Annotated in this window: 18 protein-coding genes; 10 read left to right on the top strand and 8 right to left on the bottom strand. The window is 70.9% G+C overall.

The features are described from left to right. Nucleotides 1-24 precede the first annotated feature (24 nt). Nucleotides 25-1,089 carry a DNA topoisomerase IB gene (locus K307_RS17780; protein WP_042880049.1) on the top strand — a complete coding sequence of 355 codons (1,065 nt, stop codon included), beginning with the start codon at nucleotides 25-27 and terminating at the stop codon, nucleotides 1,087-1,089. Between the two features lie 19 nt (nucleotides 1,090-1,108). On the opposite strand, the gene K307_RS17775 is transcribed toward K307_RS17780, so the two are convergent. Further along, complete coding sequence (locus K307_RS17775; protein WP_042880048.1) at nucleotides 1,109-1,744, bottom strand: ParB-like protein; 636 nt, start codon at nucleotides 1,742-1,744, stop codon at nucleotides 1,109-1,111. Nucleotides 1,745-1,790: 46 nt separating this feature from the next. Beyond that, nucleotides 1,791-3,047: a BON domain-containing protein gene (locus tag K307_RS17770; RefSeq protein ID WP_230625736.1), complete on the bottom strand. Its 1,257-nt coding sequence runs from the start codon at nucleotides 3,045-3,047 to the stop codon at nucleotides 1,791-1,793. A gap of 264 nt (nucleotides 3,048-3,311) precedes the next feature. Between K307_RS17770 and K307_RS17765 the strand changes: the two genes are divergently transcribed. The 3 genes from K307_RS17765 to K307_RS17755 all read left to right on the top strand — a co-directional run bounded on the left by K307_RS17765 (nucleotide 3,312) and on the right by K307_RS17755 (nucleotide 5,576). Beyond that, nucleotides 3,312-4,178, top strand: a complete 867-nt coding sequence (locus K307_RS17765; RefSeq protein ID WP_042880045.1) for an SDR family oxidoreductase — start codon at nucleotides 3,312-3,314, stop codon at nucleotides 4,176-4,178. Nucleotides 4,179-4,369: 191 nt separating this feature from the next. Then, a complete protein-coding gene (locus K307_RS17760; RefSeq protein WP_042880044.1) occupies nucleotides 4,370-4,801 on the top strand; it encodes a hypothetical protein in 432 nt (143 codons plus the stop codon). Next, complete coding sequence (locus K307_RS17755) at nucleotides 4,785-5,576, top strand: ParB/Srx family N-terminal domain-containing protein (RefSeq protein ID WP_080745058.1); 792 nt, start codon at nucleotides 4,785-4,787, stop codon at nucleotides 5,574-5,576. Before K307_RS17760 ends, K307_RS17755 begins: the two co-directional genes overlap by 17 nt. Before the next feature lie 114 nt (nucleotides 5,577-5,690). Here K307_RS17755 and K307_RS17750 read toward each other — a convergent pair whose 3' ends face one another. From K307_RS17750 to K307_RS17740, 4 genes are all read right to left on the bottom strand, one after another. Beyond that, on the bottom strand, nucleotides 5,691-5,879 hold the full coding sequence (locus K307_RS17750; RefSeq protein ID WP_042880043.1) for a DUF3008 family protein: 189 nt from the start codon (nucleotides 5,877-5,879) through the stop codon (nucleotides 5,691-5,693). Between the two features lie 172 nt (nucleotides 5,880-6,051). Beyond that, the gene (locus K307_RS46240; RefSeq protein WP_022539625.1) at nucleotides 6,052-6,210 is read right to left on the bottom strand and encodes a DUF3309 family protein; all 159 of its coding nucleotides are present in this window, start codon (nucleotides 6,208-6,210) and stop codon (nucleotides 6,052-6,054) included. 260 nt (nucleotides 6,211-6,470) lie between these two features. Beyond that, nucleotides 6,471-7,127: a response regulator gene (locus K307_RS17745; RefSeq protein ID WP_042880041.1), complete on the bottom strand. Its 657-nt coding sequence runs from the start codon at nucleotides 7,125-7,127 to the stop codon at nucleotides 6,471-6,473. Beyond that, nucleotides 7,124-9,118 carry a type IV pili methyl-accepting chemotaxis transducer N-terminal domain-containing protein gene (locus K307_RS17740; RefSeq protein ID WP_042880039.1) on the bottom strand — a complete coding sequence of 665 codons (1,995 nt, stop codon included), beginning with the start codon at nucleotides 9,116-9,118 and terminating at the stop codon, nucleotides 7,124-7,126. Before K307_RS17740 ends, K307_RS17745 begins: the two co-directional genes overlap by 4 nt. Nucleotides 9,119-9,456: 338 nt before the next feature. Between K307_RS17740 and K307_RS17735 the strand changes: the two genes are divergently transcribed. The 3 genes from K307_RS17735 to K307_RS17725 are packed head-to-tail and all read left to right on the top strand — an operon-like array spanning nucleotide 9,457 to nucleotide 11,934. Next, complete coding sequence (locus K307_RS17735) at nucleotides 9,457-9,882, top strand: hemerythrin domain-containing protein (RefSeq protein WP_042880037.1); 426 nt, start codon at nucleotides 9,457-9,459, stop codon at nucleotides 9,880-9,882. 38 nt (nucleotides 9,883-9,920) lie between these two features. Beyond that, complete coding sequence (locus K307_RS17730) at nucleotides 9,921-11,249, top strand: hypothetical protein (RefSeq protein WP_042882227.1); 1,329 nt, start codon at nucleotides 9,921-9,923, stop codon at nucleotides 11,247-11,249. After that, complete coding sequence (locus K307_RS17725; protein ID WP_080745141.1) at nucleotides 11,242-11,934, top strand: Crp/Fnr family transcriptional regulator; 693 nt, start codon at nucleotides 11,242-11,244, stop codon at nucleotides 11,932-11,934. The genes K307_RS17730 and K307_RS17725 overlap by 8 nt, the downstream gene beginning before the upstream one ends. 72 nt (nucleotides 11,935-12,006) lie before the next feature. Here K307_RS17725 and K307_RS17720 read toward each other — a convergent pair whose 3' ends face one another. Next, nucleotides 12,007-13,182, bottom strand: a complete 1,176-nt coding sequence (locus K307_RS17720) for an NAD(P)H-dependent flavin oxidoreductase (RefSeq protein ID WP_042880035.1) — start codon at nucleotides 13,180-13,182, stop codon at nucleotides 12,007-12,009. 273 nt (nucleotides 13,183-13,455) lie between these two features. Between K307_RS17720 and ubiU the strand changes: the two genes are divergently transcribed. Genes ubiU through ubiT form a run of 3 tightly spaced genes read left to right on the top strand, consistent with a single transcriptional unit; the run spans nucleotide 13,456 to nucleotide 15,931 of the window. Then, a complete protein-coding gene (gene ubiU / locus K307_RS17715; RefSeq protein WP_196251557.1) occupies nucleotides 13,456-14,502 on the top strand; it encodes a ubiquinone anaerobic biosynthesis protein UbiU in 1,047 nt (348 codons plus the stop codon). A gap of 56 nt (nucleotides 14,503-14,558) precedes the next feature. Further along, complete coding sequence (locus tag K307_RS17710; RefSeq protein WP_042882220.1) at nucleotides 14,559-15,476, top strand: U32 family peptidase; 918 nt, start codon at nucleotides 14,559-14,561, stop codon at nucleotides 15,474-15,476. Next, the gene (gene ubiT, locus K307_RS17705; protein WP_042880033.1) at nucleotides 15,473-15,931 is read left to right on the top strand and encodes a ubiquinone anaerobic biosynthesis accessory factor UbiT; all 459 of its coding nucleotides are present in this window, start codon (nucleotides 15,473-15,475) and stop codon (nucleotides 15,929-15,931) included. The genes K307_RS17710 and ubiT overlap by 4 nt, the downstream gene beginning before the upstream one ends. A 7-nt stretch (nucleotides 15,932-15,938) precedes the next feature. Here the strand turns inward: ubiT and K307_RS17700 are convergent, their stop codons facing one another. Continuing rightward, entirely contained in the window at nucleotides 15,939-17,513 is a 1,575-nt protein-coding gene (locus K307_RS17700; protein ID WP_042880031.1) for a histidine kinase N-terminal 7TM domain-containing protein, read from the bottom strand. Nucleotides 17,514-17,633: the final 120 nt, after the last annotated feature.

Genomic DNA, 17,633 nt, shown 5'->3' with positions numbered 1-17,633 from the left:
CACAGGGCCCAGGCGCAGACGGGCATGGACAGCACGCTGCCGGCCACCGAGGCTGCCGCCACGCTCGAAACCGTGCTGCGCGATGCAGGGCTGCGCTATGTTGACGACAGCGCGCCGGGTATCACGCGCCGCCGCCAGGGCAGCGGCTTCAGCTATATCGGCTCCGATGGCGAGCGCGTGCGCGATGCCGCTACGCTGGCGCGCATCGCCGCAATGGCGATCCCGCCGGCCTATGAATCGGTGTGGATCTGCCCGGACCCGCGCGGGCACCTGCAGGCCACCGGGCGCGATGCGCGCGGGCGCAAGCAGTACGTCTACCACGCCGGATGGGCGGCACTGCGCGATAGCGACAAGTACGGCAGGCTGCTGGCCTTCGGCGCCGCGCTGCCGCGGCTGCGGGCGCGCACGGCGCGCGACCTCAGGCGCAACGGCATGCCACGCGAGAAGGTGGTGGCCGCGGTGGTGGTCCTGCTCGACGCCACGCTGGTGCGGGTCGGCTCGCCGCGCTACGCACGGCAGAACCGCACGTATGGGCTGACCACGCTGCGGCGCCGCCATGTGACCGTGCGCGGCAGCCGGCTGCGCTTCCAGTTCAACGGCAAAAGCGGCATCACGCACGACGTCTCGGTCAATGACCCGCGCCTGGCGCGCATCGTGCGCAATTGTGCCGACCTGCCTGGCCAGTGCCTGTTCAAGTACCGCGACAGCGACGGCGAGATCCGCGAGATCGGCTCGGCCGACGTCAACGCCTACCTGCAGGAAGTCACGGGTGGCGACTTTACGGCGAAGGATTTCCGCACCTGGGCCGGCAGCGTGCATGCGCTCGCGATCCTGCGCAAGCTGCCCGAAGCGGCCGGCGATACGGCCCGCAAGAAGGCCGTCGCGGATGCGATCCGCCAGGTGGCGCACCAGCTGCGCAACACCATGGCGGTGTGCCGCAAGTGCTATGTGCATCCGAACGTGATCGACGCCTACCTTGCCGGCGCGCTGCAGGCGCGCGGCAAGGCGCCGTCGGCGACGCGGCTGCGCGCGGACGAGGCGCGGCTGCTGCAGCTGCTGGCGAAAACAACCTCCGGGGCCAGCAAGTGAGCGCCCGCAGCATGCGGATTCAGCAGCGCAGCGGGCCGATATAGCCCGGCAGTTCGCGCGCGGCCGCCGCATGCGCGAGCCGGAACGCCTGCGCCAGGGCAATGGCGAAATGGTGCTGCGTGTCGAACGGCCCCGGCAAGGTGCGCCGGAAGTAGTCCGCCCAGCGAAAATCCGGGTAGGCCGTCTTCACCTTGCGGTAGCCGTCGGCCAGCTGCACGAATGCCTCCAGGCTGCGGTACGGATCGTCGCGCATGTCGTGGATCGCGTCCGGCAGCTCTGTGAGCGGCCGGCGCCGGCCGTGCTCGTCATACGGGTGGACCATGTGGTTGGCCACCATATGGCGCCAGAATGCGCGCACGTCCATGTCGCTCAGATCGGTGCGCACGAGGCCGGGCACGTGGGTCAGCCCCAGGTCGTGCCAGGCGCGCACCCAGTGGTGGTGATCGACTACGTACAGCGCCTGCTCCGGGCCGATCACCAGGTGTACCCGGTGCCGGTCCAGGAAGGCGGCGCGATCCTCCGGCGGCACGCGCCGGGTGGTGTGGACCTTCTGCGCGACGTGGTAGCCGCCGACCGTGATCTGGGTGGGATGCAGGGCGTCCAGCGGCACCATCAGCTTGCTGCCGGGCCTGAGCTTGCGTGGAGAGCGAGGCATGGGGGCGGGGGCGCGGCAGGGCCGCGCCCGTCGTCATGGTTGACGGTCAGCTCTTGTTCAGCGTGCGGTCCGGCGAGGTACCGGCGGGACTGGTGCCTGAGGCGGTGCCGCTCGGGCTGCCACCGGTGCCGCCGGTGCCTGATGTCCCCAGGCTGCCGCTGCGGCCGCCCATGGTTTCATCGCCGCCGACTTCGGATCCCGCTGCCCACGCGCTGCCGGACTGGCGCTGCACGCGCAGGCGGTTATCCACTTCGGTGACGCCGAACACCGCATCGGCGATCTCCTCGATCACGTATTTCTCGCGGCGCTCGCGCACCGTGCCGCCGAGCGTCACCACGCCGTTGGCGACCTCCACCGTGACCTCGCCGACATCGATATACGGGTTCATCGCCAGGCGTTCGCAGACGTCTTCGCGCACGCGCTCGTCCGGGCGGTGGTAGCCCTTGGGACCGACCGCGCGGCGCCCGGCGTGGCGGCCGCCCTGTCCGGCCTGCTCGGCATAGGGCGTGCGCCGGTGGTAGCCGGGATCGTCCGGATATACGCGCTGGCCGCCGCTGTACGACTGGCCGCCGCGGCCGGCATCGCCGAAGTAGCCGCCGCCATAGCTGGGCTGGCCGGCGCGCTGCTCGCGATCGCGCTCCATACCTTCACGCCAGTGCATCGCGCGGCCGCCGCGTTCGCCCCAATCGCTGCGTTCGCGCCGCTCGTCCTCGCCGCGCCAGCCGCGGCCTTCGCCGGCGCCCTGGCGTGCGCGTCCATAGCCTTCATCGCGCGGGCCCAGGTCGCTGCTGCGGCCGCGCGGACCGAAGCGGTCCTCGTCGCGGTAGCCATAGCCGGATTCGCGCTCCTGGCTGCGATAGCCGCTGTCCTGCGGGTTCGGGCGATAGCCGCCATAGCCGCTGCTGTACGGGTGGCCGGTGCCGCCGGTATCCGCGGCGCCGTAGCCCTGTTCGCCCCAGCCGCCGCGGCGCTGGCCCGCCGGCGTGTCCTGCTGGTACCACGCGCCGCCGCGTTGCGACGCCTGGCTGCCGCGCCCCGCGCTGCCCTGGGCGCCCTGACCGATGTCTTCGCCGCGCCAGTCCTCGCCCCATTCCTGGCCCCAGTCTTCCGAGCCGCTGCCCAGGCGCTCGTCGCGCCGGCGTTCCGGCTGGCCGCCTTCGCGGCGCTGCGCTTCGTGGCTGCCGCGGCTGCGGCCGCCGCGGTCATTGCGGAAGTTGAACATATGTGCCTCCTGGCTGTGGCGGCCCGTGCCGGCCGCCGCATCGCAGGTGCGGCGCTGCGGCAAGCGGGCCTGAACGTTCATGCCTGCAATGGCCGCAAAATCCGTGCCCCGCTGCGCCGCTGGCCGCGGGCCGCGCGCGGCGGCGGCGCGCTGTAAGGATTGCCGGGCCATGTAACGGTTACGGGCGCCGCCGCAGCCGAGGCGCGGCGGCGCTGGCGCGTGCGCGCCGCCGGGCAGAACGGCCGCGGCTTGCCGTTCGCGGCATGGAACTTGCGCAGCACGTGCAAAGGCCCTCGCGGGTAGCGCTGGCGTATCCGCGCATGCCCCCGCAGACAGGAGAGAACCATGTCCACACCCTCCACACCCAAGCGCGTTCCACCCCAGCACCAGGACCGCCAGCCGGGGCTGGAAGCCCCCATGCGCCCGCAGCCGGACAGCGGCGCGGATGACTATGTCGGCAGCGGCCGGCTGAAAGACCGCGTGGCACTGGTCACCGGCGGCGACAGCGGCATCGGCCGCGCCATCGCGGTGGCGTTCGCGCGCGAAGGCGCCGACGTCGCCATCGCCTACCTCAATGAACATACCGACGCGCGCGCGACCGTCGAACTGGTCGAGGCCGCCGGCCGCAAGTGCCTGGCGATCGCCGGGGACCTGGCCGACCCTGCGCATGCCGAGGCCGTAGCCCGGCAGACGCTGCAGCAGTACGGCAAGCTCGACATCTTGGTCAACAACGCCGCCGAGCAGCACCCCAAGGAATCGCTGGAAGACGTCGATGCCGACCAGGTCGAGGCGACCTTCCGCACCAACGTGTTCGCGATATTCCATCTGACCCGCGCGTTGCTGCCGCACATGAAGTCCGGCTCGTCGATCCTGAACACGACTTCGGTGACCGCGTATCGTGGCAGCAAGCATTTGCTGGACTACTCTGCAACCAAGGGCGCGATTGTGTCGTTCACGCGTTCGCTGGCGCTGCAGGTGGTGGAGCGCGGCATCCGCGTCAACGGCGTGGCGCCCGGCCCGATCTGGACGCCGCTGATCCCCTCGACCTTCACCCCCGAGGAAGTCGCCGAGTTCGGCAAGAAGACGCCGATGGGCCGCCCGGGGCAGCCGTTCGAAGTGGCGGGAGGTTATGTGTTCCTGGCGTCGGACGCCGCCAGCTACATCACCGGGCAGATCCTGCACATCAACGGCGGGGAAGTCGTCAACGGTTGAGGCCGGCGCGCGGGCGCCGCGCCCCGCCCATGTAGTTCGGGGGCCGAGCTTGCAAATATTGCACGGGCGGCGTGCGCCATGCTCCGCACCGCGCCGCAAGCGTTGCCAGGGTTGCTGCATCACGGCGCGGGCGTGGCTCTTGCAATGCGACTGGGGCCAGTCACGACCTTCGCCGATATCAGGGAGCCATCATGTCACCGATCGTAGCCGGACGTTTTGAATCGCTCGCCAGCGCGGAAGACGCGGCGCGCACGTTGTTCACGCGCGGGTTCTCCGTGTGGGACGTATCGATCATGTCGATGCGGCAGGGCGCCAACGGCGCCGCGCCGGCGGCTGGCGTCATGCTGGCCGCGTGCGTCAGCAACGGCCTGGATTCGGTCGTGGTCGACGTTCTGCGCGAAGCCGGCGCCAGCGACGTGGAGCGTGCCCAGGGCAGCTGGGAATGCGGCCAGTGGACCGATTTCGACCCTGCCACGCACGGTGAGCCCGTGCAGGACGGCGAGGGCGAGTTCTGGCCGCGTCCGCTCGCCCGGGAAGCGGTCGCCGAGCAGAGCACCGGCAACGAGGACCCCGGCAGCGAGCTGGAGCACTACGTCGAACGCAAGCGTGTCGAGCACGACTGAGCGCCGCGCGGGCGCGGCAGACGACGGCGAAGCCAGGCGCAGCGGCACGGAGCGCGCCGCGGCGCCGCGCCGGCTGCGCGGCAAGGCCATTGCCGAACTGGCGCGCCTGCGCCCGACCCAGCTGACGCTGGGCTACGTCCATGTCAACCACAAGATCGAGGTGACCCGGCGCCACGCCGATCCCGAGGACCTGGACGCGCTGCGGCGCTTCCTGCGCCGCCATCGCCTGAAGACCATCGCCGGGCCGGGCGGCGACCTCTATATCGTCGATCACCACCACTGGGCGCGCGCCTGGGTGGAACTGGGGTATGAGTGGGCGCCGGTGCAGATCCTGCGCGATCTCAGCCACATGAGCGCGTCGGCGTTCTGGAAGCGCATGCGCCGGCTCGGTCATGTCCACCCCTATGACGAGCACGGCAAGCTGCTGGGCCCGAAAGCGCTGCCGCCAACCGTGATGGGCATGCGCGACGACCCCTATCGCAGCCTCGCCGCCTTTACACGCGAGGCGGGGGCCTACCGCAAGCCGGGCAATGCCTACGGCGACTTCTGCTGGGCCGGCTTCCTGCGCGAGCGGGTGGAACAGGACATGCACAGCATTGCCGGCTTCGGCCTGGCGCTGGCCGAGGCGATCCGGCTGGCGCGTAGCGCCAAGGCCCGGCGCTTGCCGGGATACTGCGGCGCGGCTGCGGGCAAACGCCGCAACGGCACGGCCGCCGGCAAGGAGAAGGACGCGGGCAACGGAAAGGCGGGGCGCGCGGACGGCCGGAAGGGATAATAACGAGGAGAAAAGCGGGAAAAACCTGCGCGGAGCGACACACCACAAATGCAAAGGGACAGGCGCGATGGCCTGCCCCCTGTCGTGCCGGCCCACGCAACGGGCCTGCGCGGATCAGCTTTCCGACTTGTGCTTCGGCATGCCCTTGGTCTTGGTCGATGCCAACTTCTCGAGTTCCTTCTCGCTCATCGACTTGACCATCGAGCGTGAAGGCCCTTTGAGCGATCCGGCCTTCTTTTCGCCGCGCTTTGCGGAGAGCGCCGCTCCCGCGGCCTGCTGTTGCGCCTTGGATTTTGCTGGCATGTCAGTCTCCTTGCGAAGGGTGGAAAAAACCGGTGGAGAAGAAGAAGGCGATGCGCCGGCACATGCCCGCGCTTCGTTATAGGCCGCGCGGGCGGAGCCTGCAAGCAGGCACCGCTGCGCAGCCATACGCGCGGGTGTGTGCCGGCCCATCGCCCGCTGGCCAGCCAGGACGCTATATCCTGCCGAGCACCACGAGCAGCACCACGATCAGGACGATCAGGCCCAGGCCGCCGCTTGGCCAGTAGCCCCAGCCGGAACTGTACGGCCATGCCGGCAGCGCGCCGACCAGCAGCAGGATAAGAATGATCAGAAGGATGGTGCCGATGCCCATGGCGTGCTCCTTGTTCGTGGATCGGGGAAGCCGCGGCTTCCGTTCCGAAGTGACCCGCAGGGATTTGCACAAAAGGCCACTACTCAGAATCCAGCGTAGATCAAGGCACGCGGACGTCCCTCCGGACAAGGGCTGAAATCGGTGTAGGAATCGGACGACGCCGGGGCCCCACGGCTGGCGCGTGGCGCGGCGCACAACGGGTGTGGCGCTCGCAGGTCCCGCACATGGCGGCGCAACGGCGGCGCAGTGCGCAATGCGCCTCAGCCGGCTTCGGTGAGCCCGTGCTCGACCGCATAGACCGCCACCTGCACGCGGCTGGCCAGGTTCAGCTTCTTCAGGATGTTCTGCACGTGGATCTTTACCGTGCTTTCGGCCACGCCGAGATCGCGCGCGATCTCTTTGTTGCTTTCGCCGCGCGCCAGGCCCTGCACGATCTCGCGCTCGCGCGCGGTCAGGCGCGGGGCTTCGTCCTGGCGCGGCACGGCCAGCGGTGCCGGCGCGCGGAACTGCGCCACCAGCTTGGCGGTCATGCTGTCGGAGATCACCGGTTCGCCGGCGGCGGCGCGGCGGATGCCTGCGATCAGCGCCTCAGTCTCGATGTTCTTAATGAGGTAGCCGCGTGCGCCGCTGCGCAGCGCCGCGGCCAGTTCCTCGGCTTCCTCGGACACGGTCAGCACGATCACCGCGGTCTGCGGCAGGTCTTCCACCAGCAGCTGCAGCGCTTCCAGTCCCGACAGTCCCGGCATGTTCAGGTCCAGCAGGATCACGTCGGGGCGGTGCTGCTTGGCGCGCTTGATGCCTTCCACGCCGTCGGCGGCTTCGTCGACGATCTCGAAATCGGTCTGCCGTTGCAGCAGCGCGCGGATGCCGGAGCGGAACAGCGTGTGGTCGTCGATCAGCAGGATGCGGATGGTCATGGCTGGATTCCGGTGGTCTGGGGAGTCTTGGTATCGAGGCGGGTGCCGGCTTGCGCCGTGGCAGGCAGGATCAGTTCAATGCGCACGCCGCGCCCCGGGCCGGCCTGCACGTGCAGCTGCGCGCCAAGGCGCGCGGCGCGCTCGCGCATGATGTTCAGGCCGATATGCGCATCGGCGCGCGTGGCCAGCTCGTCGGGATCGAAGCCTTCGCCGTCGTCCTGCACCACCAGGCGGAACTCGCGACCGTGGCTGAGCGCCACCGTCACGTGCGCGGCCATGGCGTGCTTGCGTACATTCGACAGCGCCTCCTGCAGGATAAACAGCACCTGCAGCTGCTGCTCGGGCGAGAGCGGGCGGCCCGCGCCATCGTCGTCGATGCTGAGCGCGGCTTCGGTGCGGCACTGGCGGCGGAACCGCCCCACGGTGTCCTCCACCGCCGGGCGCAGTTCGCCGGTGCCCAGGCGCGAGCGGAAGTTGTTCAGCAGCTCGCGCACGTCCTGGTAGCTCTCTTCCACGCCGTGGCGCAGCATCGGCACGATCTCGCGGGTCTCGGCCAGGTCGTTGCGCGTGACCGCGGCGTCGAGCAGCTGCACCTGCAGGTTCAGATAGTTGAGGCCCTGCGCGATGCTGTCGTGCAGCCCCTGCGCGACCAGGTTGCGCTCTTCCACCACCGCGAGCTGGCGCGCTGTGGCCGACAGCCGCAGGTGCTCCAGCGCGGTGCCCAGGTGCTGGCCCAGCGTTTCCAGCAGCTGGCGGTCTGACGGCGGCAGCGTGCGCGGCGCGCGGAAATGCAGCGCGAACACGCCGGTGGCGCCGCGCTGGCTTTCGATGCGGAACGCCGCCAGCGCCTGGAAGCCGCTGCGCGCGCAGGGCGTTGCATCCCCGGCGGCGATGCCGCCGCGCAGCGCCGTGCGCAGGTCGGCGATGGCCACCACCGCCGCGCGCGTGGCGTCGCCGCAATGGCAGGCGTCGGCCGCGGCGCAGGCTTCGGCATCGGCCAGCGACGCCGGCAGCCCGGTGGCCGCCAGCAGATGCATCCTGCCGTGGCGGCTGTCGAGCACGCGCACGCTGCCGCCCTCGGCGTCGAACTGGCGCATCACGCGTTCCAGGAAGCCGCGCGCCATGGCTTCGGCGTCGCTGGCCTGGTTCAGGAAGGCGGCCATGTCGTACAGGGTTTCCAGGTCGCGGTTCTGGCGCTCCAGCTCCGCGGTCTTTTGCGCCACGCGCGCCTCCAGGTCCTGGTAGAGGCCCTGCAGCTCGCCCGCCATGCGGTTGAAGCCCTCGCTGAGCGTGCCGAACTCGTCGCGGCTCTCCACCGGCAGGCGCAGCGAGAACTCGCGCGCGGCCATTCGCTGCAGGCCGTCCTGCAGGCGCAGCACCGGCAGGATGATCCACAGGTAGAGCAGGTAGATCACCGCCACCGTGCCCACGCACGCCATCGCGGCCAGCGCTGCCTGCGACAGCCGCAGCAGGTCGGTCTTGCGCGCGCTGTCGTGCTCGATCATGCCGACCAGGCGGTCGGCCTGCGCGACAAAGCCGGGCAGCGCGGCAATGTACTGGTCCGGCGCGGCAGCGCGGCCCGCGCCCGGCAGCGCCAGCGGCCGCAGCTGCTGCTGCCAGTCCTGCGTGACGCGCGCCATCTGCGCGTGGATGGCGGGCTCGTCGGGGAGGAACAGCGGTCGCGCCGGGTTGCCCTTCTTCAGCTGGGCCAGCGTGGCGTCCAGCGCCTGCACCTGCATCGCGAGCGCGTCGGACTGGCGCGCCTGCGCCAGCGTCAGCTCGATCGCCACGCGGTTGGCGCGCATGCGCAGGCTGCCAGCGTCGTTGATGGCGGCGCCGGCGCCTTCGAGCTTCCAGGACAGCCACAGCGTGCCGGCGATCATGCCCAACACGACCAGCAGCACCGCCAGCGACAGCGAGATGATGCGCGTGGACAGGCGGTGGCGCAGCGCCGGCAGGCCGGAAGCGGCAGGGGGGGCGGTTTGGGGCATGTTCGGTATCGGGGGCTACCTGGGGGATGCGCCGCTCGGGCGCGCGTTTCGTTAGCCATTGTCGGCGGCTGGCCAGGGCGGCTTCCTGCGCCAGATCAACTAAACCCCGGTTCGGTACGAGGATGTGCGCGCGGCGGCGCATCGGGGCCAGGGGCCTGGCGCGTCGATTGCAACCAGGACTGTGAGGCCCACATCACACCGGATATATCACGGTGTGATATTTCGTCGCACCCATGCACATGGCACGGGCTTTTACCGGCGGACTTATCCCGGATCAAATCCCGCGGGCAAGGCGCGCCCTAGCATCCGGTCAATACCGATCCGGGAGACCGCAAACCATGTCCACGGAAACCGACTTGCTGGTGCGCCAGCACCGCGACTGCGATGACGCGCTGGCACGGCTCGAAGCCGCTGCGCGCGAAGCCAACTGGGCCAGGGCCGCCGGCGCGTTCGCGGTGCTGGAAGCCGCGCTGGAGGCCAATTTCAACGCCGAGGAAGCGCGCCTGTTCCCGGCCTTCGAGCAGGCCACCGGCATGGCCGGCGGCCCCACCGCCGTGATGCACCGCGAGCACGACGCGGTGCGCGCGCTGGTGGACAACGCGCGCGAATGGCTGGCGCTGCATGATGGCAATGCGCTGGCGGCCGAGCTCGACACGCTGGTGGTGCTGCTGCAGCAGCACAACGTCAAGGAAGAGAACGTGCTGTTCCCGATGTGCCGCGCGCAGGTGTCCGACCTGGACGCCGTGCTCGCCGGCCTCGCGTAGGGCTGGCCGATGGATCCTCAATGCACGACACGCGCCGCATGAAAACCGCAAACCTGGACTACGAACGCGCCCCGCGCCCGGCGGTGGTGTTCGGCTGCCTGATGCCGGCGCCGTGGCTGGGCGCGGCGGCCGGCGTGCTGCTCGCGGCGGGCCCGGCCGATGGCCTGCCGGACCGCTTCGCTCCGCTGGCGCTGGCGGCCGTGCACATGCTGGCGCTGGGCATGCTGCTGCCGGTGATGGTGGGCGCGCTGTTCCAGATGATGCCGGTGGTGGCCGGCGTGTCCGTGCCGGGCATGCGCGCGCTGGCGCCGTTCGTGGCGGCTGCGGGCGCGGGCATGGCCGCCGGGCTCGGAGTCGGCCTGCTGGGCGGCGAGCCCATGCTCCTGCGCGCGGCGGCGATTGCCGCCGCGGTGCCGCTGCTGGCCGCCGTGCTGTTGCTGGCGGCGGGGCGGCTCGTGGTCGCGGTCGATGCCACCACCCGTACGCTTGCCGGCATCGGCGCGCCGCTGGCGCTCGCGGTGCTGTGTGGCATGGCGCTGGCGGGCACGCTGGGCGGCTGGTGGCGCGTGCCGGTGGCACAGGTGCTGGACCTGCACGTGGCCTGGGCGCTGGGTGGCTGGCTGGCGGCGCTGGTGACGGGCGTGGCCACCACCGTCGTGCCGATGTTCTGGCAGACGCGGCGCCTGCCCGCCGCGCTGGAGCGGTGGCTGCCGCTGGGACATTGGCTGCCGCTGGCGGTGTTCAGCGCCGCGGCGCTGGTATGGACTGAGGTATCTGCGCTGGCGCACGGCGTGCTGTTGTTGTGGCTGGCCTTTGTCGCCGCGCTGGCCGCCTGCGGGCTGGCCGGTACGCTGCGCGCGCGGCGGCGCCACGATCCGCTCTGGCTGCTGTGGCCGTTGGCATGCGCGAGCATGCTGGGCGCGGCTCTGCTGGCGGGGGTCGCCGTCGCCATGCCCGGCGTCGACCTGCCACTGGCATGGTGGTCCGGCACCATGGCGCTGGTCGGCGCGGGCGTGCTGCCGGTCACGGCCATGCTCGGCAAGATCGTGCCGTTCCTGGCCTGGCTGCACCTGCGCCGGCTGCTGCCGCCGCGCGCGCGCGTGCCGGCCATGCAAGCCATCATTGCGCCGGCGCGGCAACAGCGCCAGGCCTGGCTGTTGCTGGCGGCTTACTTGTTGCTGCTGGCGGTGCCGCTGGCGCCGGCATGGCTGGCGCGCGCCGGCGGCGTGTTGCTGGCGGCCGCCAATGCGTGGCTGGGCTGGCAGCTGCTGGGCGCGTTGCGCTGCATGCGCCAGATGCGCAAGCGCGGCGGCCTGCCGCCGCGCCATGCGGGCGTGGATGCCGAAGGAGGTCATCACCATGGTTGAAGCCGTGAGCCTGGACGTGTTGCCGCTGTTCCGCGGCGTCGATGAAGCGGTGCTGGCGCAGCTGCGCACCGCCGCCACGCTGCGCTGCCTGCGCAAGGGCGAATACCTGTTCCGCTGCGGCGAACCGTGCGAAGGCCTGTTTGTCGTGATGGAGGGACTGGTCAAGCTGGCCCTGCTGCCGCCCTCCGGCGAAGAGCCGACCGGCGAGCGGGCCATCGAAGTCTTCGGTCCCGGCTCGGTGTTCGGCGAGGACCTGTTGTTTCTCGAGGTGCCGCGCCGCATGGCCTGCCAGGCGCAGGCGCGCACGGTGGTGCTGCATATCGGCAAGGCGGCGCTGTGGCACGCGCTGATGGATGAGCCGCTGCTTGCCGCACAGCTGCTGCGCAACCTGTCCGGGCGGCTGCACGGACTGATGCGCGATATCGAAGCCGTCAGCCTGCAGAGCGCGCTGCCGCGCGTGGCGGGTTTCCTGCGCGAGCAGGCCTTTGCCACGCGCCGCACCTGGCTGGCGTGCACGCAACGCGTGATCGCCTCAAAGCTCGGCATCACGCCGGAAACGCTGTCGCGCGTGATGCATCGCTTCTGCGCCGAGCGGCTGGTGCGCATCGAGCGCGGCAAGATCTACCTGCTCGATCCGGAGGGGCTGGCGCGGCAGGCGGGCGGGCCGGAACTGGCCGCGGCCTGAGCGCAGAAAAGCACGAGGAAGAACCGGTGATGCGTGCCACGCCGCAAGGCGAGGCACGCGGGGTAGCGTGCGTCAGGCCTGCGCGCCCGGCGCCAGCGCCGCCGGCTTTTCCCCGGTCAGCAGGTAATGCATAAGCTCGGCAACCGGCCGGATCGCCTCCCCAAATGGCAGCGCACCGCGCCCGCGGAAGAACAGCCCCCGTTCCACATCGCCCCGCACTGCCTGCGCCAGCTTCAGGTCGATGCAGAACTGGCCGATGCGGGCGATGCCGTCGCGCAGCCCGCAGCTCTGCAGGCAGTCGAAGCCCTCCAGGCATTCGCGTACCTTGGCGCGGCGCTGCAGCCGTGCCTCGCTCGACAGGTAGCGCGACAGCCACGGCGTCAGCACTGCGCGCGCGGGCAGGCCGGCCACGCTGGTGAACTCGCGCAGCGTCTCCGGCCGCGCGGTGGCCAGCACCTGCTTGAAGGCCGGATGCGCATCGCATTCCTCGGTGACGGCAAAGGCGGTGCCAAGCTGGACCGCGGCCGCGCCTTCGTTCAGCCAGTGGCGCACCTTGGCGTGGCTGTCGATGCCGCCGGCCAGGATCAGCGGAATGCTGTCCCACGCCAGCCCGAGCGTCTGGAACAACTCGCGGCACTCGGCCAGCACGCGCGAGAACGAGAAGCGTGGCTCGGACAGGTCCTGGATGGTGGCGGCACCGAGGTGGCCACCGGCATGCGCCGGGTGTTCGACCACGATGGCATCGGGCAGGCGGCCCTTCTTCATCCAGCGGCGCAGCACCAGGCCGATGCCGCGCGACTCCGACAGGATCGGGATCAGCGCCACCTTGGGGTGGTCGGCGGTCAGCTCGGGCAGGTCCAGCGGCAGGCCGGCGCCCATGACGATGGCATTGGCGCCGCTTTCGCACGACTGGCGCACCAGTGCGGCATGCGAGCCCACCGCCTTCATCACGTTGACCGCGATCAGGCCACGGCCTTCGGACAGCCTGCGCGCGGCGCGGATCTCGCGGTCGAGCGCCTCCAGGTTGGCAGCCTCGATGCTGGCCTTGTCGCGGGTGCAGCGCGGGCCGCTGGTGCGTTCGACCAGGTCGGGGTGGTGGTGGCGCAGGTCGATGCTGGCAATGGTGCCAACGCCGTTTTCGCGCGCGACCGTGCCGGCCAGCCGGTGCGCCGAGATGCCGATGCCCATGCCGCCCTGCACGATGGGCAACAGGCGGCGGCCGGCCAGCTTGAGCCAGTGTTCATTCATTACGCTCTCCGGAAAGGTGGTGCGCGCGGGGCCGGCATGCGGCCTGGCGCGAGGGGGGTGATTGCCGAAGCGTGGCACAGCGCCGGGGGTCCGCGTTTGCCGCAGGTCAAGCGCGCGGGCGTGCCCTGCCATCGGCCTACGCCAACCGGCATAGGTCCGCGTGCGCCATGTGCGCGTTGGTGCCGGTTTGCGCGCGATCAAGCCCCTGCCGCGAACGCTTGGCTAGCATCGGCCGCTGTCCTGCCTCCTGCGCCATCGTCGGCGCCATCACCCATGACACCTGCTTCCCCAGCCTTGCCCGACGGCGCCACCGCGCCACGCCGTCCCCAGCTGGTCGCGCCCGCCGGTTCGCTCGCTGCGCTGCGCATGGCGCTGCAGCACGGCGCCGACGCGGTCTACCTGGGCCTGCGCGACGCCACCAATGCGCGCAATTTCGGCGGCCTGAACTTCACCGAGGCCGACATCCGCACCGGCGTTGCCGAAGCCCATGCGCACGGCGCCGAAGTGCTGTTCGCCATCAACACCTTTGCGCAGATGGGCGCGGTGCCGCAGTGGCATCGCGCCGTGGACGCGGCCGCGGATCTTGGCGCCGACGCGGTCATCATGGCCGACGCCGGCCTGATGGGTTATGCCTGCGAGCGCCATCCCGGGCTGCGCCTGCACCTGTCGGTGCAGGGTTCGGCCACGCACGCCGATGCCATCGAGCTGATGCGCGAGCGCTTCAATATCCGCCGCGTGGTGCTGCCGCGGGTGCTGTCGCTGGCGCAAATCGGCAAGCTGGCGCGCCAGACCAGCGTGGAGCTGGAGGTATTCGGCTTTGGCAGCCTGTGCGTGATGGCGGAGGGGCGCTGCCTGCTGTCGTCCTACGCCACCGGCGATTCGCCCAACAACAAGGGCGTCTGCTCGCCCCCGCACGCGGTGCGCTGGACCGAGCAGGACGGTACCATGCACGCGCGGCTGTCGGGCATCCTGATCGACAGCTACGCGCCGGGCGAGCCCGCCGGCTATCCGACGCTGTGCAAGGGGCGCTTCGACGTCGAGGGCGAGCGCGGCTACGTGCTGGAAGAGCCGACCAGCCTCAACGCGCTGTCGCTGCTGCCGTCGCTGGTCGACATGGGCATTGCCGCGATCAAGATCGAAGGCCGCCAGCGCAGCCCGCGCTATGTGGGCGACGTGGTCGGCGTGCTGCGCGCGGCCATCGATGCCGCCTGCGCCGACCCGGCGCGCTTTGCGCCGCGCCAGGAATGGCAGAGCACGCTCGGCCGCCATGCCGAGGGCGACCAGGTGACGCAGGGCGCCTACGACCGGCCGTGGCGGTGATGCCGATGGAATCGATTTGCCTTGATATGGCCATGCCGGCCACGATGGAGTTTCCCATGCCCGACACCGACACGGACACCGCGTTGCCGAGCTTCGGCATCGCCCTGGGTCCGCTGCTGTACTACTGGCCGCGCGAGAAAGTGATGCAGTTCTACGTCGCCGTCGCCGATGCGCCGGTAGAGCGCGTCTATCTCGGCGAAACGGTCTGCAGCCGCCGCCACGAACTGCGCCATGCCGACTGGCTGGAGCTCGCGCAGATGCTGCGCGATGCCGGCAAGGAGGTGGTGCTGTCCACCCCGGTGCTGGTGGAGTCCGATACCGATATCGCCTGGATGCGCCGCGCCTGCGCGCAGCACGACTACCTGGTCGAGGCCAACGACCTGGGCGCGGTGCGCTGCATGGGCGGGCGGCCCTTTGTCGGCGGCCCGCACCTGAACGCCTATCACGCCGATACGCTGGCGTGGCTGGCAAGCCTGGGCGCGGTGGGCTGCGTCGCGCCGGTGGAGATGGACGGCCGGACGCTCGGCGCGCTGGCCGCGGCCCGGCCCGCGGGCATGCATATAGAGGCCCTGGTCTGGGGCCGCATGCCGCTGGCCTTCTCGGCGCGCTGTTTCACCGCGCGCCACCATCGGCTGCGCAAGGACAGCTGCGAATTCCGCTGCATGGACTACCCCGACGGCCTGGTGGCCGCCACCGGCGAAGGGCAGGCATTCTTTACGCTCAACGGCGTGCAGACGCAGAGCGCCACCTGCCTGGACCTGTGCGGCGAGGCACTGGCCATGGCCGCGATGGGCGTGCAGATGCTGCGCGTCAGTCCGCATTCGACCGGCACGCTGGAGGTGGTGCGGCAGCTTGCCGCGATCCGCGCCGGCGTGCAGGCGCCTGCCCCCAGCGGTATCGTCCCGGCCGGCGCGCAGCCCTGCAATGGTTACTGGCATGGCAGCGCCGGCATCGCCTGGGAGGCGCGGGCATGAACGCATTGCACAAGGTGATGGCCCGCGTGCATCGGCGCATGCCGTCGCGGGCGCGCGCGCTGCCGCTGGTGGCGGCGCTGGAACTGACGCGCCGCGCCGGCTGGCTGGAGCCGCCCGCGGCGCTGGACGGGCATGCCTTCCTGCTGACGGTGCAGGACCTTGGCCTGGAGGTGCCGTTCCGTTGCGAGGGCGGACGCTTCCATACGGCCGCGGCCGACGGACCGGCGCCCGCGCTGACACTGCGTGCCTGTGCGGTGGACTACCTGCGGCTGCTGGGCGGCGAGGCGGATACCGATACTCTGTTTTTCCAGCGCAAGCTGGTGATCAGCGGCGATACGGCGCTGGGACTGGAGGTCAAGTACTGGCTCGATGCCGCGCCGCGGCCGGCGTGGGTGAGCCGGGCGGCGGCGCGCCTGGTGGCGTTGCAGGGGGCGCTGGCGGCAGGCGGCGCGTAGCGGCGCGCTATGCGTCGCCGTCCAGCATGAAGCGGTTGCGGCCCGCGCGCTTGGCCTGATACATCGCGCTGTCGGCGCGGTGCAGCAGCGGCTCCAGGCGCGGCGCTTCGGGCACCGCGCACACCGCGCCGACGCTGATGGTGACCACCGGCTGGACCGGCGTGCCGTTGTGCGCGATGCCGAGGCCGCGCACCGCCGCCACCATGCGGCGGGCGACGGCCCGGGTTTCCTCGCGCGAGACGTCGGGCAGCGCCACCGCGAATTCCTCGCCGCCGAGCCGGGCGCAGAACTGCGGGCGCGTCAGCGTCTGGGTCAGGGCCGTGGCGATCTGGCGCAGGCAGTCGTCGCCGGCCAGATGGCCGTGCAGGTCGTTGTACTGCTTGAACAGGTCCACGTCGAGAATCAGCAAGCCCAGCGCCTGGTTGCGCTCGAACGCGCGCGTCACCGCGGCGAGCGACTCGCGCTGGAAGTAGCGCCGGTTGGGGATGCCGGTGAGCGCGTCGATATCGAGGTCGGCCTGCACCTGCGACAACTGTTCCTCGGTCTGCCCGAGCCGCGCGGTCAGGGCCAGCTCGCGCGACTGGAACCGGCTGATATCGCGCATGAACACCAGGCTGCCGATCTGCCGGCCGTCCAGCCTGGCAACGCTTTCCACCGTCAGTTCGAAGGGCGCGCCCGGGGGCACGAAGGGCTGGGCGGCGGTGTTATCCGCGGCGGCAAGCGAGCGCTCCAGCGCGCCTTGCCAGCCGGCCGGCACGGAGCTGCCGCGATGCAGCGCGGGCCACAACTGCGCGGCGGCCGGGTTGAATTCGACCACCGCGCCCCGGCTGTCGACGATCACGCAGCCTTCGCGCAGCGCATCGAACACGCGCAGCCGCGCATAGTGGCCGATATCGTCGAGGTGGGTGCGCAGCGCACAGAACCACACCAGCACCGCCATCAGCGAAAACGTCGCCGGCGTCAGGTCACCGCCGAGCGGGCCGGTCCAGCGCTTCAGGTAAGCGACATGCGTGAGCAGCGGCAACGCCAGGCCCGCGGCCAGGATGGCGCGGCCCCGGCGCGACAGGGCGTCGTTGGGCACTTCCGCCGTGACCAGGAAATACAGGCTCAGCCCGAGCAGCGCATACGACCACGCCGCCACCACCACATAGCCCGGGCCATGCTCGAACACGGCGCCGGGCGCAACCCCGGGCGGCATCAGCGTGATGCGCTGCCAGATCAGGTGGTGGCGTTCGTTGGTGAACACCAGCACCACCGTCACCACGGCGGCCAGCACCGGCAGCCACAGCCTGGACCACGGCACCACGTAGCGCGGGCGGCTCAGGTGCACCATCGCCACCAGCCAGCCGATCGGCACCGCCACGATCCCCAGGTACTGCGCCTTGGCCCACAGGATCCGGCCTGGCAGGTCGGTCGAGCTGATTTCCAGCAGGCGGCCGCCGCTCCAGATCACCACGCCGCCGGCCAGCACCAGGAAGGCCCGGATGGTGGGATCGTCGCGCCGCGTCCAGGTGGCAATGGTCATGCCGATGCTGCATATCACAGCGATGGTGAGGAGGAGGACCAGGGGGTAGGAAGACATGGAGGCGGGGCGCGTCTTGGAGCGATTGGCCTATGCGTTGGCGCCGGGGAGCATCCCGGCGGGGACGTTGCGGCCCGCATGGTGGGGTGCCGTTCCGGTTCGGCGCCTGGCTCGGGCGCC

Source organism: Cupriavidus necator A5-1, from assembly GCF_000744095.1.
Taxonomy (GTDB): domain Bacteria; phylum Pseudomonadota; class Gammaproteobacteria; order Burkholderiales; family Burkholderiaceae; genus Cupriavidus; species Cupriavidus necator_A.
Note: the sequence above shows the minus strand (reverse complement) of the source record. Positions and strands in the feature narration are given on the sequence as shown.

What these genes read in the sequence shown, in the direction of transcription:
- K307_RS17735 (WP_042880037.1), top strand. Translation starts at nt 9,457, where the DNA reads ATGTCCACGGAAACCGACTTGCTGGTGCGCCAGCACCGCGACTGCGAT.
- K307_RS17700 (WP_042880031.1), bottom strand. Translation starts at nt 17,513, where the DNA reads ATGTCTTCCTACCCCCTGGTCCTCCTCCTCACCATCGCTGTGATATGC.
- K307_RS17730 (WP_042882227.1), top strand. Translation starts at nt 9,921, where the DNA reads ATGAAAACCGCAAACCTGGACTACGAACGCGCCCCGCGCCCGGCGGTG.
- K307_RS17765 (WP_042880045.1), top strand. Translation starts at nt 3,312, where the DNA reads ATGTCCACACCCTCCACACCCAAGCGCGTTCCACCCCAGCACCAGGAC.
- K307_RS17725 (WP_080745141.1), top strand. Translation starts at nt 11,242, where the DNA reads ATGGTTGAAGCCGTGAGCCTGGACGTGTTGCCGCTGTTCCGCGGCGTC.
- K307_RS46240 (WP_022539625.1), bottom strand. Translation starts at nt 6,210, where the DNA reads ATGGGCATCGGCACCATCCTTCTGATCATTCTTATCCTGCTGCTGGTC.
- K307_RS17750 (WP_042880043.1), bottom strand. Translation starts at nt 5,879, where the DNA reads ATGCCAGCAAAATCCAAGGCGCAACAGCAGGCCGCGGGAGCGGCGCTC.
- K307_RS17780 (WP_042880049.1), top strand. Translation starts at nt 25, where the DNA reads ATGGACAGCACGCTGCCGGCCACCGAGGCTGCCGCCACGCTCGAAACC.
- K307_RS17760 (WP_042880044.1), top strand. Translation starts at nt 4,370, where the DNA reads ATGTCACCGATCGTAGCCGGACGTTTTGAATCGCTCGCCAGCGCGGAA.
- K307_RS17770 (WP_230625736.1), bottom strand. Translation starts at nt 3,047, where the DNA reads ATGAACGTTCAGGCCCGCTTGCCGCAGCGCCGCACCTGCGATGCGGCG.
- K307_RS17720 (WP_042880035.1), bottom strand. Translation starts at nt 13,182, where the DNA reads ATGAATGAACACTGGCTCAAGCTGGCCGGCCGCCGCCTGTTGCCCATC.
- K307_RS17775 (WP_042880048.1), bottom strand. Translation starts at nt 1,744, where the DNA reads ATGCCTCGCTCTCCACGCAAGCTCAGGCCCGGCAGCAAGCTGATGGTG.
- ubiU (WP_196251557.1), top strand. Translation starts at nt 13,456, where the DNA reads ATGACACCTGCTTCCCCAGCCTTGCCCGACGGCGCCACCGCGCCACGC.
- K307_RS17745 (WP_042880041.1), bottom strand. Translation starts at nt 7,127, where the DNA reads ATGACCATCCGCATCCTGCTGATCGACGACCACACGCTGTTCCGCTCC.
- ubiT (WP_042880033.1), top strand. Translation starts at nt 15,473, where the DNA reads ATGAACGCATTGCACAAGGTGATGGCCCGCGTGCATCGGCGCATGCCG.
- K307_RS17740 (WP_042880039.1), bottom strand. Translation starts at nt 9,118, where the DNA reads ATGCCCCAAACCGCCCCCCCTGCCGCTTCCGGCCTGCCGGCGCTGCGC.
- K307_RS17710 (WP_042882220.1), top strand. Translation starts at nt 14,559, where the DNA reads ATGCCCGACACCGACACGGACACCGCGTTGCCGAGCTTCGGCATCGCC.